The following is a 14,404-nucleotide window of genomic DNA, read 5'->3' as shown; positions in this document are numbered from 1 at the left end:
AATTTGATCAGGCTACTGATCTTTTAAACAGGGAGGGTTGGATGTGCCTGTTGGGCCTACATCATTATTGCTCCAATTATTGATCTGATTTGTACAGGTCATGTTTTCGCTATCGTCATTAAGATCAAGCCCGTTGTTAATAGAGGTATTATTTTTTACGGTGTTGTTGATGGTGGTTAGAGAGTCGATGGTTATGCCAACTTCGAAATTGTTATCAACATAGTTAAAAGTGACAATGTTTTCAGACCCAGTGCCTTCAAGTTCAATTCCATCTTCACCATTCTCGATCACAACGTTGCCGGATACTGTGTTAAAGCCTGTTTCAATGTCGATACCATCATCGGTATTAAATTTTAATAAATTATTACTTATGGTGCTGTTGTCCGCGTCGATTTTAATCCCGTTTAGCCCATTGTTTTCTATCTCATTTAGCGTGATTGATGTGTATTGTCCGTTAACGTTGATGCCATCCGATCCAGCACTGCTGATATAGTTGTTATTTATTGTGTTGTAGTTACTTTTATCGTTGATAACTATGCCATGCACACTTCCGTTTAGACCTATCGTTTTTGAGTTTGAAATCGTGTTGTAACTGCTTGTGACACTGATGCCATTATCAGTAAAATCCAATATTTGTGTGTTCAAAATAGTGTGGGAACCTATTCCATCAAGCTCTATTCCATTTGGGCAAGAATCAATCTTCCCACCAATAACGCTTGCGGAAATGCCCTTTACCAATATGCCTGCATTGCCTTCATCCAATGTGTTATTGCATTCAATCTGCCCCGCACCCAGCATTCTCAAGCTTCCCGTTGGTCCAACAATAGTCAGCGCATAAGGATTGGTTATTGTCAGCTCACAATTTAATGGCTGTACAAGTACAGTTGGAGTTAGTACCGTGTCGTAACATTGAACGGCTAGAGTATGAGCAGAAATTAAAGGGCCCAAAATAGTGATGGGATAAATAGCACTTTTCAGTATCGATTTCATATAAAATGTACCTGCGGATCTTCTCTATAAGATATTGAGATTAATGGTGTGTACGCTCAATTTAATTTAGAATTTTCTGCATGGAAAAGGCGGCCAGATTAAGGCCGCCTAAAAGAGAGTTTATGAAGGAATTACTGTACAACTATACCTACATTACCTACGCCAACCTGACTGGCTACAGAGGTTTCATTGAAGCCGAGTTGAGTGGTACTGTGGAAATTCAGCAAACCAGCCTGTGTAGTAGCGGCAGTATGGCCAAAACCAGCTTGGACAACACTATCTATATTGAGAATACCTAGCTGTCCAGTAAATGCGGTATTACCAATGCCGAACTGTGAATGACCAGATATGTTTAGAACTCCAAGTTGAAATTGAGTGGAATTATTAAACGCTCCAACTTGGGTGGCGCCAGCGATATTTAGTGCACCTATCTGATTGGACGAAAGAACATTTCCAAGTCCAATTTGTGTGTGTCCAGCAATATTCAAAATACCAAATTGATTCACTGTCGCAGTATTAAATGCACCGAAAGGCTGTACTACGGCGGCAATGTTGAACAGACCGGTTTGTGTGATAACAGTAGAATCTAAAACGCTAAGAGTTTGTACAACGGTTCCGACATTACCGAGACCGGTTTGGTTAACGAAAGCCCGGCTTCCAAAGGTTAGTGGGCCCTGCGATGTAAAGCCGAAGTTAAAGGTTCCAGCTTGATTAACGCCAGCAACTGATCCTAAAGATGCTGTCTGGAGTGAAAGAGCAGTGTTAAAATTACCAACCTGAGTATGCTCAATTCGGCCAAAATCATTGCCGCCAGTTTGGATAGCCGTTGAGCCATTCAGGAGTCCGGCCTGGACTTGGACGATAGTATTAAAATCATTGCCTGGGCCAACCTGGGTGGCCACTGCACCGTTGCCAGCGCCTACCTGGGTTTGAAAGACCTGGTTGTTGGCTGCCTGTGCGCTACCTGCAGCGCATAGAATAACGGCTGTTGCAATGGGAGCTAGCTTGTTCATAGATAACCTCTTTCTTCCTTGATAAAACTTACACGTGCAAGATGTGGTCAGAAGACCTACTGAACAATTACACTGATATCGCTGATGCTTTAGCGGAGACAACATCAGTTTCATTGAACCCGGTTTCATTGGCGGACTAACACCACCAGTTTTCGGCCCTTCACTTCAAGGAAAGGTACTTCCTGTAGATTGAAAAGCTAAATCATGTTCTTTGTTAGTGAGTGCGGCTAGGGTATCTCGTCTAGCTCCCACTAAAACTCTTAGTTTGAATGCCCGTATAATTCATTTCTGAAAATTATGACAAATTAGTCGCGCCTAACTTGGCCAGAGAGTTTGACTGCTAGGCGTTATCTGTTGCCTGGGGCGGAGTTCCAATGAAGCTGAAATTTGGATCTCGTATTTTTTGAATGTGTCTTGATCGAATATGTTATGAGTTTTGCTGTTAATACGAGTTTTTGCTATAGGACGGAAGTCCCTAAAAGATAGGAAAATAGTTCGTTTTTTGAACAATTTTGCTGGCGAGATGTCTGGTGTGCGTATTTGTACGAAAGATGAAGGGGTAGATACATTAGTTTAAACAAAATGAGTGAACTATTAACAAAATTTTACTTATTGATGCCACTTTTTAGAGCAATAAATGCTTTGATCTTGATCAAGTGCATTTATGTAAAAAATATTTTATCGCAATTTAACTTTATATTACATAATTTTGAAAATAAAATTTTTCTTGGCTTGTTGGTGTTGTCGAATTATTTTTTAGTTATTGGTTATTATGAATATAAGCCTGCTTTCTTAATCTGAAATCTACTCAATGTGCTTTTAAATGAAAGGTAAAAATTTTAATCATACTGATTGATGTAAGTTGTCGTTGCAGTTCCTGTTACTCTCACCGAGGCATGCAAACCATTTCCGCTCTGGTAAACATGGACTTTATGTAATAACCCTATCTCTTCGACGTAAGCACTATTTTGCATGCCGAACTGCGAAATGCCCGCAGTATTTCCCATGCCGTATTGATCTATATCGATGAAATTCTCATAGCCTACTTGTATTAGGCCGCTGAGGTTTTGATCTCCTACTTGACTGGATAAAACAATATTGTCTTCACCTGCCTGTGTAACAGAGAGACTATTTCTATTACCATCCTGACGAGCCGAGGTGTAATTTGTCTGCCCTGTTTGGCGCACATATACATTATTCGCGCCACCTTCCTGGTTGACGACAGTGAGATTGGATACTGAAAGGAGGTTGGCAGCACTTAATTCACTGGATACGGCCAGCTCGCTCGCTGCATCCAGGTCCGCACCGTTGCAAAATGCGGAAACAGATGCAAGGGTCGTAGCAAATGTGAGATATTGAAATTGTTTGGCGATCATTGGCATGGTCCCTCAGCCTGTTTGACGCTTCCACTATTTATACTGCCTCTCACATAATCACCGTGCTGTCATTTAAATAATACTGCAACACTGGATTGTTGATGTCATCAGGGTTAGCCAGTGCCCAGGAATTGTGGACAATGCCCTCGCTGATCAAGTGAATCACGGCAGATTCCATAGCTGATAGCATAGCAAGCTGTGCGGGTTCATTGAATGTGGTTCCCGCCTCCATTTCTAATAGACGCCGAAATCTAACATAGCGGAACACATCGGCACTGATTGCTTTTGAATAGACTGTTTTAGATGTCAATACAGAGTGCAATATTCGGCCGGAACGAATGTCGATTGCCCGAAGGTTAACGGTGACCTGATCTACACGGTACTGCTCATCCGCTCCGATGCCAAAGTAGCGTGCACCGGCGCCGCCAGTCTGGATGTTTTGGTCATATGCGACAATACCTCCCTCCAGTAAGACATTAGCGGCGATAAGTGTCGGTAGGGGGATATTATTGTTGACTGGCGCATCGGGTTTGGTAAGACCTGCCCGAATAATCTTTCGCTCTGTCAGCAGGTTTTGTAACCCCTCTCTTTCTAGGGCAATAAACCAACCAGATTCATTAAGTACATCCATTAGCATGGCTGCACCGCCCTGAGTTACGGCAGTTGAGAAGCTACTATTAGGAGCTGGCTTATATTGCCCGGTTTGATCCCTGAAATTGTACACCGCAGCAAGAATTTTCCCTCTGGGTTCGGGTAAATTCAGTAAGTCCCGGTAAGTATTCATACGGGGGGTTAGCATGGCATCTGTGCGCCCGGGGCCAAATAAAGCATCACCGAGGCTTTTAACCGCTGAACACCCACTTAAAGAGAGAATGAACGCCATTATGGGCAAAGCTATGGCTATTTTTATTGCATTACGCATTGCCAGTTTTCCTTCGGAGTTGGACCGGACACTAGTTAGCAGGGTTTAGCCCACTCACTATTATTTCGCTTTTATCACCAGTATTTCGATCGGTAATCAATACTGTAAGCACGCCATCGTTATCAACGATCTGCACAACAAAATCGTCAGTAATCAACTCTCCGCTGTTGCCATCTCCAACATCTGTGAGAAGTTGATTAAGGAGTCGGGTTTCTAGAGAATCGGTAAAACGATCGAGTGCGCTGGGCTGTTCGTAAAGATCTTCAGGCTTGTTTGGGTCTTCATGTCTATCTTGCGACTGAGCATTTTGGAGAAGGTAGGTGCCATTTAGGGGATTGCCGCCAAAATTCGGATTCACGGGTTCGTATATTAACTCCGTAGTATTTCCTGTACCGCTTACGAAAATACTGAAAGGTACTATGGCCGTCACTATCAGTGATTTGATCTTCATTAAAATTCGTCCTTTCCCAAGTCAAAATTGTCAGTAAGTGCGCTGCGTACGCGCTCCTGTAGCACAGCCTCATGAATATACTGGGCAGCTTCATCGGCCAGGCGATGGATATTGTTAGTACTTGGACTTATGAAACGCCGAAATACTATTTTGTCGTTATAGGTGACCCAGATTAAATTACCCCAGCGTGCAGAAGGTCGCTCATAAATTGTTAAGTTGTAAGTGGCATCCGGATAATTCAAGTTCCTATATTCACTCATGAATCGTGCGAAATCATGCCCTGTTCGTGTTATTGTGCGATCAATATTAAATCCGCTAATTTCGTCTTCAAGCCTGCCAGAATCTGTGTCTGCTGGTGGAACAATGGTGTCATCCTGCGCTATGACATGAACGGTAAGGAACATGAAAATCAGCAGCGCTGGCCTCATATTTTCTCTTCCAAAAGATTCATTTTTGCCCAGTTACTAGCTTGTAGGCGGTTTTTGACTCCAATTTTTCTAAATATCTTATACATATGGTTTTTGACTGTATGTTCGCTCAGATGTAGCCTGGTCGCGATATCACTGTTGGACTCTCCACCGGTTAATTGATTTAAAATTTCCTGTTCTCTTCGAGTCAGGGATAAGTAATTTGCGTGACTATTTTGGTGTCTTTTCTCACAGCTATTTATTGCATGTTTTATTTTTTGTGTGAGGTTTTCTTGGCTAGTGCTGCTGTCACATAGTAAGTGGAATCCATTCTGGCGCAGCTTTTCTGTTACATGTACTGGCAGGTCCGGTGGAAAGTTTATAAGAAAAGCTTTGGGATGCTTGATTTTTTTTAGGTCAGACAAAAATCTTTTGGCACTCGCAGATGCGTCAAACTGCCAGCAATCAATAATGATTGCTTCATAATTTTGCAGGCAGTGTCTTTGTTTTCCGATGCTGGACTTTTCCCAGGGGTTGGGTATGTTCTGAGAAAAAAGTGAAAACAAAAGTTCGCCTTGCAGGCCGGAATTGCTAAAAAAAAGAACCGGCATATACCTCGTACCTCTCCTTGGTAAATATTAACGCTGCTTAAGCATCAGCTTGAGCTCTGTGCTGTTCTGTCGTGAAAGTCTCTGGATTTGTCTTATGATTCCTTTTGCAGCAGGAATCGATGTGTACGTGTAATCCTACTTGAGGTTAGGCAAAACAACTCACTCAATGAGAATTTAGTTTGGAGTGTAGTCGGGGGAGTAGATCAGCTTGGAAAAAAGGATGCCTTATTTTTTCTTAAAAAACGTATTTTTTGACATTGTCGTCGATGTTTTTATTGAGTTGTTTTTTGTGTTTAGATGAAATTTGAATGTTGGTGTAAGAATCTCATTTTTTAAAATATGATTTTCAGTGTGCCTAAGAGGAGCAGAGGCTTATATCTTTTCCTCTCAACTCATGGCGGCTCTTAATAGCTATTTTTTGATTGATTACGATGAATAGTGCATGAGCGTTGCCATTGAGGGGAATTCTGTTTTTGGAAATGTGGCGTGCATCGTGCATCGTGCATCAGAATGGCTAGGGTCTTTCAATCGGAAAGTGGCGGGCTCGTAAACGTGAGTTTTTTGATTGGCGGAAATCGAGACAAGCAGTCTGGCGCGCTATTTTAATCTTCCACAGAACGTGGTTTTTCCACTTTAGGGGGGGCGTAGGCTGGTGTTGATGTTGACGTCTAGCCATATATAGTGTGAGCTTTTGGGCGATTGTATGGTTTCCAGCTGTTAGGATGGTCTACCGGCATATTTTTTGGGGGGATAAAGTGACAGTGTATATAGAAAGTCTGCCAATTTGGCTGTGGCTCCTGCTGGGATTGTGCTCGCTATTTTTGATTAGAGGGCCGGTGCACAGAGCTATTTATGCGCTGGCGCGCTTGTCCCATCGCGCTTTGCGGTTTGCAAGTCTTGCTTTTGCGGCAGCCGAGCAGCGGTTAGTTGTACGTAATCAGGAAGTATTACTTGCTGCGGGGAAAGAGGCCGCTGAGCGACGCATTGAGCGGGAGCTCGAGCGGATAGAGGCCACTATGCGGCGGGAGTTGTCGCAATATCCTACTCTTCACCGCCGCCTATGCGAACAGCTGGCTGCGCTTGATGAGGATTATGTACACAGTGCGGAGGTCCCTCCGGAGCCTTCCAATTGGGCCAGGGCTATTCGCTCCGTATCGGAGATACCGGCCCAGGACGACTCGGTGGTGGCCGATGTGCTGGATACCATTAATCACTCAATGCGAAAGGCCGAATCCAGAGCGCTCGAATCCTATCGGGAATCCACACGTGAGCGGCACCAACTGCTTAAGCGTATGATGCCAAGCTGGCGTGCAATGCTGAAAACACTCGGGCGGATAAATAAGAATGTGGAGTCGGTGATTCGTCGTGCTAAAGCTCTGGATGGCCATATAGAGCGCTACGAGGAAATTGTGCAGGAAAGTGATCGTGGGCTGCGCACTCTCACCGCCTCCTCTTTTAATCGTTTTCTGGCTTCATCGGTTTTCCTACTCGTGGTATCGGCAGGTATATTGGTGAATTTCCAGTTAATCGCGCGCCCAGTTTCTGAAATTGTCGGCGGTAATATTCTGCTGGGTAACTTCTTTACCGCGGATATTTTCGCCTTCGTGCTGATCTTCCTCCAGGTCGGCATCGGATTGGTAGTTATGGAATGCCTGGGGATTACGCGATTATTTCCTTCGATTGATGCCTTGACAGACAGTACGCGCCGAAGCCTGAAGTGGTCGGCAGTCATTTTGTTGCTTCTATTTGCCGGAGTGGAGGCGAGCCTGGCATTTTCCAGGGAGTTGCTTTTCGAGCGGGATCAGTTGTTGGCGGGCGTTGCTGAGGGAATTACCGGGGGCCTGGGGGAGACCGAATTGCATTGGACCTTATTGTTGGCGCAAATGGGGCTAGGTTTTACTCTACCGCTGGTCTTGGCATTCTCTGCAATACCACTGGAGCAATTTATTTCCTCGGCGCGCACTGTATTGGGGATGTTTTTGGTCTTTACATTACGCTTGCTTGCAACATTGTTGCGCCTGCTTGCCCTGGTTTCGCTGCATAGTGGTGTCATTCTGAATCGAATTTACGATCTGGTGGTTTTCCTGCCTTTGTGGTTGTACAAGCTTTATTTGCGCAGGCAACAAGATCAAAAAAGAGCTGGCACTGGGAGGGAAGGCCAGCCAGCAGGCATCAATGGAAAAGTGGGAGAGGGGTTGCCTGCAGAGCAAGCTGGAAATGTGTAATGCTTTTGTGGATAGCCAATCTTATTGATATTGGTGGTGGTGATACATGGTTATGCTGTTGGTTTTCTGCATTATTCTGATTGTGCTGTTTCTTTATGCGCGCTCAAGGCCTGCACGAAAATCTGCCCTGAAACTTCCAAAATTGCAGGGCCCGATGGTCATTGCCCACGGCAATGATTGTGGCAATGGTCTCTACCCCGGAAATACCCTGCTATACCTGCAAAAAATGGTCGAGATGGGTGTCGATGGGATTGAGATCGACCTCTGGTTGACTGCGGATGGCCATCTGGTGTTATTACATGATCCGGATTTGAAGGACTCATCAGATGGCAGCGGCTTTGTCGAAGAGATGACCCTGGCCCAACTGCAGGCATTGAATATTGCTTATCAATGGAGCCACGATGGGGAATCCTACCCCTACCGCGATAATCCGCTGCGAATCCTCACCTTTGAAGAAGCATTCCAGGTGGTGGAAAATACCCCTCTCATCCTGGATATAAAGAGTAAGCAATATCGAGTAGCAGAAGTGCTGAGCGAGGCATTGCAGCGCCTCGGCAAACAGAGCCAGGTGATTGTTGCTACCTTTCACCAGGAGGTAATACGGGAATTCCGGCGACTCAGTCCCGACATTGCTACGGGGGCGGCGACTTGGGAGGCGGCACGACTGTATTTTGCCCAGTTAATTCGCGCAGAAAACCTACTAGCCCCCAATTACCAGACGACGCAACTGCCCATGTGTCGTTACGGTATTGATGTGGTGACTGCTGGCACGGTGCGTGCTGTGCGTAAGCTCGGCCTGCATCTTTCTGTTTGGACGGTAAATAGTCGGGCCGATTTGCAGCACTATATCGACCTGGGAGTGGATGGTATTGTTACCGACCGCCCGGATATCTTGTTGGCAATGTTGCCCGACCGGGAGCCTGGAGCGGCGCCAAAGCTGCTCGGCCAGATCCCCTAAATATAACCCTATGAAAATAACAATAGAGAAATCTTCATGAAGCAGATAGCAGGTATCGCGACGCTGGTGGCGTCGCTGCTAACCACCCCGGTATTGGCGGAGGACCGTTTTTCTAAAGTAGAAATTATCAGTGAGCCTGTAGCGGGCAATGTTTATATGCTTAAAGGGGCGGGCGGCAATATTGCCGTATTGGTTGGGGAAGACGGTACTTTTATGGTCGATGACCAGTATGCGCCGCTCACTGCCAAAATTCAGAAGGCTGTGACGGGCTTGACGGACAAACCCCTACGCTTTGTGATCAATACCCACTGGCATGGAGATCATACCGGTGGTAATGAGAACCTGGGTAAAAGCGGCGTACTGATCGTGGCCCATGAAAATGTACGTGAGCGTGTGAGTACCGAGCAGTTTATCGAGGCTTTTAAGCGCAAGGTTGAGCCTTCACCGCCTGAGGCGCTGCCGGTGATTACCTTTAGCGATGCCACTACCTTCCATTGGAATGGCGACAAGGTGCGGGTGCAGCATGTAGGCTCGGCCCATACCGACGGTGACGCCATCGTGCATTTTGCCAAAGCAGATGTAATTCATATGGGGGACATCTATTTTAACGGCACCTATCCATTTATCGATCTATCCTCTGGGGGCTCTGTGGATGGCATGATTGAGGCCATGGATACTGCCCTGGCTCTGTCGGGGAAAGAAACCAAAATCATTCCCGGCCACGGACCCTTGAGTACCCCTGCAGAAATGAAAGTGCAGCGGGACATGCTGGCGACGCTGCGGGACCGTATTCTGAAGCTGATCAATACTGGTAAAAATCGCGAGCAGGTGATTGCCACCAAGCCTACCAAGGATTTTGATGACAAATATGGCCAGGGCTTTATGACTCCGGATATCTGGACTGGAATTGTCTATGATTCTCTGGCCGCCAAAGCTAACAATTCCTGATAGGTGTTAAAACACAAACTGAATAAACCCGTCCAATAAAAAAGGGCCCGGATATCACTATCCGGGCCCTTTTTTTAGCGGCGGTATAGGATCGCAGCCGCTCTCTCAGTGACTTCCCTGTGGGGGCGCGCTGTCAAAGCTGGCTGCGGTTTCCGCAGCATCTCCTTTGCTTTCCTCGCGTACCCGGAACCAGGCGGCGTATAGTGCTGGCAGGAAGATTAGGGTCAGGCCTGTGGCCACGATCAGCCCGCCCATAATGGCCACGGCCATGGGCCCGAAGAAGTCGCTGCGGGACAGCGGAATCATCGCCAGCACCGCGGTGAGGGCGGTGAGGGCGATGGGGCGGAAACGCCGCACGGTGGATTCGACAATAGCATCCCAGGCGCTCAGGCCCTGGCTGATATCCTGCTGGATCTGGTCTACCAGGATCACCGAGTTACGCATGATCATACCGGCCAGGGCAATAGTGCCGAGCATGGCCACAAAACCGAAGGGTTTGCCGAACAGCAGCAAAAACAGCGTGACGCCAATCAGGCCCAGCGGTGCGGTGAGGAATACCATGGTGGACAATGACATACTGCGCAGCTGCAGCATCAGGAGAGTAAATACTACCAGGACAAATAGCGGCATTCCGGCGTTAACCGACTTCTGCCCGCGTTCGGATTCCTCCACACTACCGCCAACATCCAACAGATAACCGGGTGGCAGCTGGTCTCGAATGGTCTGCAACCGCGGCCAGACCTCATTCACCACCGTTGCGGGTAACTCTTTACTGTAAATATCGGCGCGCACGGTGACTGTGGGCAGGCGATCGCGGTGCCAGATGATGCCCTCCTCGAAGCCGTACTCCAGAGTGGCGATTTGGTTTAGGGGTACGCTGCGGCCGCTGTTGGTCTGTACCGCAAGGTTGCCCAGTTGGCCCAGGGCGTAGCGCTCCTGTTCGTCGCCGCGCACACGCACATCGATCAGCTCGTTACCCTCGCGGTATTGACTCACCGTCATGCCGGTGAGCGATCTTTGCAGGGCTCGGGATAAAGACGCGCTGTCAATGCCCATGGTGCGGGCGCGGTCCTGATCGATATTCAGGTTGACGGTTTTGCTGGGCTCCTCCCAGTCCAGGTGCACGTTGGTCACCTGGGGGTTCTCCCGCACGCGCTCAGCTACCTGGCGGGCAAGACTGCGCACTTCACCAATATGCTCACCGGAAATGCGGAACTGCACCGGGTAGCCAACCGGTGGACCATTCTCCAGGCGGGATATGCGGCTGCGCAGGGTGGGAAATTCCTCTCCCATGGTTTCAATTAGCCAGCTGCGTACCTGTTCGCGCTCTTCCACACTGCGAGTCATGATCACAAACTGGGCAAAGCTGGCCGCTGGCAGCTGCTGGTCCAAGGGCAGGTAGAAGCGGGGTGAGCCAGTGCCCACATAGGCCACATAGTTTTCCACTTGTTCGTTTTTATCCAGTAGTGCTTCCAAGCGTTTGGCCTGGTACTCGGTGGATTTCAGCGAGGCGCCCTCTGCCAGCTTGAGATCCACCAACAGTTCCAGGCGCCCGGAGGAGGGGAAAAACTGCTGTGGCACCAGACGGAACAAGGCCAAAGAACTGATAAAGATCGCCAGCGTCGCCATAATCACGGTTTTGCGGTGGCGCAGGCACCAGGTGATCAGGCGGCGGAAGCGCTGGTAAAAGGGTTTCTGGTAGGGGTCCTGCAGTTCGCCACTGTGGTCGCGGCGCGCGAGGTTGGGCAGCAGGTAGTGGCCGAGGTAGGGCACAAACACCACCGCGGTAATCCAGGAAACCACTAGCGACAGGGTGACTACCTGGAAAATGGAGCGGGTGTATTCTCCGGTGCCGGATTGGGCTGTCGCGATGGGCAGAAAGCCGGCGGCGGTAATCAGGGTACCGGTGAGCATGGGGAAAGCGGTGCTGGTCCAGGCAAAACCGGCCGCCTTAAGCCGGCTCAATCCCTGCTCCATTTTTATTGCCATCATTTCCACGGCGATAATGGCGTCGTCCACCATCAGGCCGAGGGCGAGTACCAGAGCACCCAAAGAAATTTTATGCAGGCCGATGTTGAAGTAGCTCATCAATGCGAACGTCATGGCCAGCACCAATGGAATCGACAGCGCCACTATCATACCGGGGCGGCTACCGAGGGAGAAGAAACTCACCAGCAGCACAATGCCCAGGGCTTCGGCCAGCACCTGCAGGAATTCCCCTACGCCGCGCTTTACCGCTGCGGGCTGATCGGAAACCTTGCGCAGCTGCATGCCGATCGGCAGGTCTTCCTGCAATTCGGCGAAGGTGGCATCAAGCTGTTTACCCAGCTTGAGAATATCGCCTCCCTCTTTCATGGACACGGCCAGGCCAATGGCGTTCTCCCCCATAAAACGCATGCGAGGCTGCGCTGGGTCGCTGAAACCGCGACGTACTTCGGCGATATCCCCAAGTCTCTGGGTGTGTCCATTGGCGGTGATGGGAAACTGGCGAATTTCATTAACCGAGTGAAATTGACCGCTAACGCGGATGCGTACCCGGTCACTCACGGTATCGATAAAGCCCGCGTCGGCCACCTGGTTTTGCGATTGCAGGGCACTTTGGACTGCGGTGAGAGGAATACCCAGGGAGGCGAGCTTGGTGTTGGAAATCTCCACCCAGATTTTTTCATCCTGCAGGCCCAGTAGCTCCACCTTACCGACATCTTTGACTCGCTGCAGCACCAGCTGTAGGCGCTCGGCGTAATCCTTCATTAGCGCATAATCGAAGCCGCTGCCGGTGAGGGCGTAGATGTTGCCGAAAGTGGTGCCAAACTCATCATTAAAAAGCGGACCCTGGATATCCGGGGGGAGTGTGTGGCGGATATCGCTGATTTTTTTACGCACCTGATACCAGAGGTCAGGAATATCCCGCGAGTGCATGTCGTCGCGGGCGACAAACAAGACCTGGGACTGGCCGGGGCGGGAGAAGGAGGAGATACGCTGGTAGTCGCCGGTCTCCAGCAGCTTCTTTTCTACACGCTCGGTAATCTGGCGCGAAACCTCCTCGGCACTGGCGCCTGGCCACAGGGTGTTGATCACCATCACTTTGAAAGTAAAAGGAGGGTCTTCACTCTGCCCCAGCTGCGTATAGGAAACGGCGCCCAGCAGCCCCAGTACGATCATGGCGTAGAGTACCAGCGGGCGGTTTTTCAGTGCCCATTCGGAAAGGTTAAAACCCATGGCAGTTTCTCTATCTGGTTTGCGCGGGTGCATTTAGCGTGCCGCGTATTGGCAACTTTGTTGGGGGCAGCTGCGAATGGTGCCCGTTCGCTTTTTTTCTGTGTTGTGGCCGGCCGTTTAATCCTGGCGTGCGAGAGTGCGGTCCGGGTCGATTGGTCGGTTCATACGGTCCACCGGGCGTACCCGCTGCCCTTCCAATATAAGGTGGGTGCCGGCGGCCACTATCCAGTCGTCGGCACTGAGGCCTGCAAATATCGGCACAAACTCCTGGCCATAGGGCCCCACCGTGACCTGGGTTTTGTGCAGGGTTTGCTGCTCACTATCCAACACCCACACGAAAGCTATGCCAGCGTCGGCGCTCACTGCGGACATGGGCACTTGCAGAATGTCGGTAGCGGCCTTCCTGGGTACAAATACTCGGGCGCTCTGGCCTATCTCAATGCCCCTGGTTTGATTGGTAAAGGCAACGCGAGCCTCAAATGTGCGGGAAATTGGGTCTGCGGCGGGGGAGAGTTCACGCACCTGTGCAGAAAAGGATTTACCGGGCTGCGACCAGAGTTCCACAGTGAGAGGCTGTCCCACGCGGAAATTGGCGATAGCCTGTTCCGGCAGGTCGATACGCACCTCGCGCTCACCATCGGCGGCCAGTTCAAAAATCCCCTGTCCGGCGGCCACAACCTGGCCAGCTTCCGCCATAAGTCGAGCGATAACGCCGCTCTTCGGGGCTTTCAGCTCAGCGTAGGCGGCCTGGTTGCGCGCCACGTCGAGCTGTGCCTGGGCCTGTTGCAAACGGGCCTCGCTGGCCTCATAGCGGGTTTCCACGGTCTCGAATTGGGAGTGACTGACCAGTTGGCGCTCGAGTAGTTTGCGGTGGCGTTCAAGCTCGCTGCTTGCCAGGCGCTGGTCGGCTTTGGCGGATGTCAATTGTGCGCGGGCAGAGTCCAATTGCAAGAGCAGGTCTTCCGTGTCCAACTCGGCGAGGGGTTGTCCCTTTTCAACACGGTCTCCCACATTGACCAGGCGCCGGTGCATCTTGCCACCTATACGGAAGGCCAGGGCTGGTTCGAAGCGCGCGCGAACTTCTCCCGGGTAAACATCCAACTGGGCGCTGGCTATCTGAGGGCGGACCATTACTGCCGGGCGGGGCTTATCTGCTTTCTCGGTGGGTTCCGATGGCGTACAGGCAGACAGTAGCAGGCTTAGCGACAGTGTGGCGAAGAGTAGCGATCGGTACATAGGGGCTCCCTTCCTCGGCGGCGAGGTGAATCCTGGTCGGATTGGAAA

General features: G+C 49.6%; 12 protein-coding genes. 3 read left to right on the top strand and 9 right to left on the bottom strand.

Annotation, left to right across the window (positions count from 1 at the left end; genetic code table 11):
* Nucleotides 1-12: 12 nt before the first annotated feature.
* From ACCI49_RS08600 to ACCI49_RS08570, 7 genes are all read right to left on the bottom strand, one after another.
* On the bottom strand, nt 13-990 hold the full coding sequence (locus ACCI49_RS08600) for a right-handed parallel beta-helix repeat-containing protein (RefSeq protein WP_371838554.1): 978 nt from the start codon (nt 988-990) through the stop codon (nt 13-15).
* 131 nt (nt 991-1,121) lie between these two features.
* A complete protein-coding gene (locus ACCI49_RS08595) occupies nt 1,122-2,003 on the bottom strand; it encodes a hypothetical protein (protein WP_371838553.1) in 882 nt (293 codons plus the stop codon).
* Nucleotides 2,004-2,842: 839 nt separating this feature from the next.
* Nucleotides 2,843-3,379 carry a hypothetical protein gene (locus ACCI49_RS08590; RefSeq protein WP_371838552.1) on the bottom strand — a complete coding sequence of 179 codons (537 nt, stop codon included), beginning with the start codon at nt 3,377-3,379 and terminating at the stop codon, nt 2,843-2,845.
* A gap of 49 nt (nt 3,380-3,428) precedes the next feature.
* Nucleotides 3,429-4,301 carry a CsgG/HfaB family protein gene (locus ACCI49_RS08585; protein ID WP_371838551.1) on the bottom strand — a complete coding sequence of 291 codons (873 nt, stop codon included), beginning with the start codon at nt 4,299-4,301 and terminating at the stop codon, nt 3,429-3,431.
* Between the two features lie 31 nt (nt 4,302-4,332).
* A complete protein-coding gene (locus ACCI49_RS08580; RefSeq protein ID WP_371838550.1) occupies nt 4,333-4,752 on the bottom strand; it encodes a curli assembly protein CsgF in 420 nt (139 codons plus the stop codon).
* Nucleotides 4,752-5,180, bottom strand: a complete 429-nt coding sequence (locus tag ACCI49_RS08575) for a CsgE family curli-type amyloid fiber assembly protein (RefSeq protein ID WP_371838549.1) — start codon at nt 5,178-5,180, stop codon at nt 4,752-4,754. Before ACCI49_RS08575 ends, ACCI49_RS08580 begins: the two co-directional genes overlap by 1 nt.
* Nucleotides 5,177-5,770, bottom strand: coding sequence for a helix-turn-helix transcriptional regulator (locus ACCI49_RS08570; protein ID WP_371838548.1), 594 nt, complete (start codon nt 5,768-5,770; stop codon nt 5,177-5,179). Before ACCI49_RS08570 ends, ACCI49_RS08575 begins: the two co-directional genes overlap by 4 nt.
* Nucleotides 5,771-6,606: 836 nt before the next feature.
* On the opposite strand from ACCI49_RS08570, the gene ACCI49_RS08565 reads away from it, so the two are divergent.
* The 3 genes from ACCI49_RS08565 to ACCI49_RS08555 are packed head-to-tail and all read left to right on the top strand — an operon-like array spanning nt 6,607 to nt 9,901.
* Nucleotides 6,607-7,995, top strand: a complete 1,389-nt coding sequence (locus ACCI49_RS08565) for a hypothetical protein (protein ID WP_371838547.1) — start codon at nt 6,607-6,609, stop codon at nt 7,993-7,995.
* Between the two features lie 46 nt (nt 7,996-8,041).
* Nucleotides 8,042-8,953 (top strand): glycerophosphodiester phosphodiesterase family protein, encoded by a 912-nt coding sequence (locus ACCI49_RS08560; RefSeq protein ID WP_371838546.1) that lies wholly within the window; start codon nt 8,042-8,044, stop codon nt 8,951-8,953.
* 36 nt (nt 8,954-8,989) lie between these two features.
* Nucleotides 8,990-9,901 (top strand): MBL fold metallo-hydrolase, encoded by a 912-nt coding sequence (locus ACCI49_RS08555; RefSeq protein ID WP_371838545.1) that lies wholly within the window; start codon nt 8,990-8,992, stop codon nt 9,899-9,901.
* A gap of 105 nt (nt 9,902-10,006) precedes the next feature.
* On the opposite strand, the gene ACCI49_RS08550 is transcribed toward ACCI49_RS08555, so the two are convergent.
* Both ACCI49_RS08550 and ACCI49_RS08545 read right to left on the bottom strand, forming a co-directional pair.
* The gene (locus ACCI49_RS08550) at nt 10,007-13,153 is read right to left on the bottom strand and encodes an efflux RND transporter permease subunit (protein ID WP_371838544.1); all 3,147 of its coding nucleotides are present in this window, start codon (nt 13,151-13,153) and stop codon (nt 10,007-10,009) included.
* A gap of 84 nt (nt 13,154-13,237) precedes the next feature.
* Nucleotides 13,238-14,356 (bottom strand): efflux RND transporter periplasmic adaptor subunit, encoded by a 1,119-nt coding sequence (locus tag ACCI49_RS08545; RefSeq protein ID WP_371838543.1) that lies wholly within the window; start codon nt 14,354-14,356, stop codon nt 13,238-13,240.
* Nucleotides 14,357-14,404 lie beyond the last annotated feature (48 nt).

It is taken from the genome of Microbulbifer epialgicus (genome assembly GCF_041447265.1).
Lineage (GTDB): Bacteria > Pseudomonadota > Gammaproteobacteria > Pseudomonadales > Cellvibrionaceae > Microbulbifer > Microbulbifer epialgicus.
Note: the sequence above shows the minus strand (reverse complement) of the source record. Positions and strands in the feature narration are given on the sequence as shown.

Excerpts from the sequence above, each read along its gene's own strand:
- ACCI49_RS08575 (WP_371838549.1), bottom strand. The coding sequence starts at position 5,180 with ATGAGGCCAGCGCTGCTGATTTTCATGTTCCTTACCGTTCATGTCATA.
- ACCI49_RS08595 (WP_371838553.1), bottom strand. The coding sequence starts at position 2,003 with ATGAACAAGCTAGCTCCCATTGCAACAGCCGTTATTCTATGCGCTGCA.
- ACCI49_RS08560 (WP_371838546.1), top strand. The coding sequence starts at position 8,042 with ATGGTTATGCTGTTGGTTTTCTGCATTATTCTGATTGTGCTGTTTCTT.
- ACCI49_RS08580 (WP_371838550.1), bottom strand. The coding sequence starts at position 4,752 with ATGAAGATCAAATCACTGATAGTGACGGCCATAGTACCTTTCAGTATT.
- ACCI49_RS08585 (WP_371838551.1), bottom strand. The coding sequence starts at position 4,301 with ATGCGTAATGCAATAAAAATAGCCATAGCTTTGCCCATAATGGCGTTC.
- ACCI49_RS08555 (WP_371838545.1), top strand. The coding sequence starts at position 8,990 with ATGAAGCAGATAGCAGGTATCGCGACGCTGGTGGCGTCGCTGCTAACC.
- ACCI49_RS08545 (WP_371838543.1), bottom strand. The coding sequence starts at position 14,356 with ATGTACCGATCGCTACTCTTCGCCACACTGTCGCTAAGCCTGCTACTG.
- ACCI49_RS08570 (WP_371838548.1), bottom strand. The coding sequence starts at position 5,770 with ATGCCGGTTCTTTTTTTTAGCAATTCCGGCCTGCAAGGCGAACTTTTG.
- ACCI49_RS08550 (WP_371838544.1), bottom strand. The coding sequence starts at position 13,153 with ATGCACCCGCGCAAACCAGATAGAGAAACTGCCATGGGTTTTAACCTT.
- ACCI49_RS08590 (WP_371838552.1), bottom strand. The coding sequence starts at position 3,379 with ATGATCGCCAAACAATTTCAATATCTCACATTTGCTACGACCCTTGCA.
- ACCI49_RS08600 (WP_371838554.1), bottom strand. The coding sequence starts at position 990 with ATGAAATCGATACTGAAAAGTGCTATTTATCCCATCACTATTTTGGGC.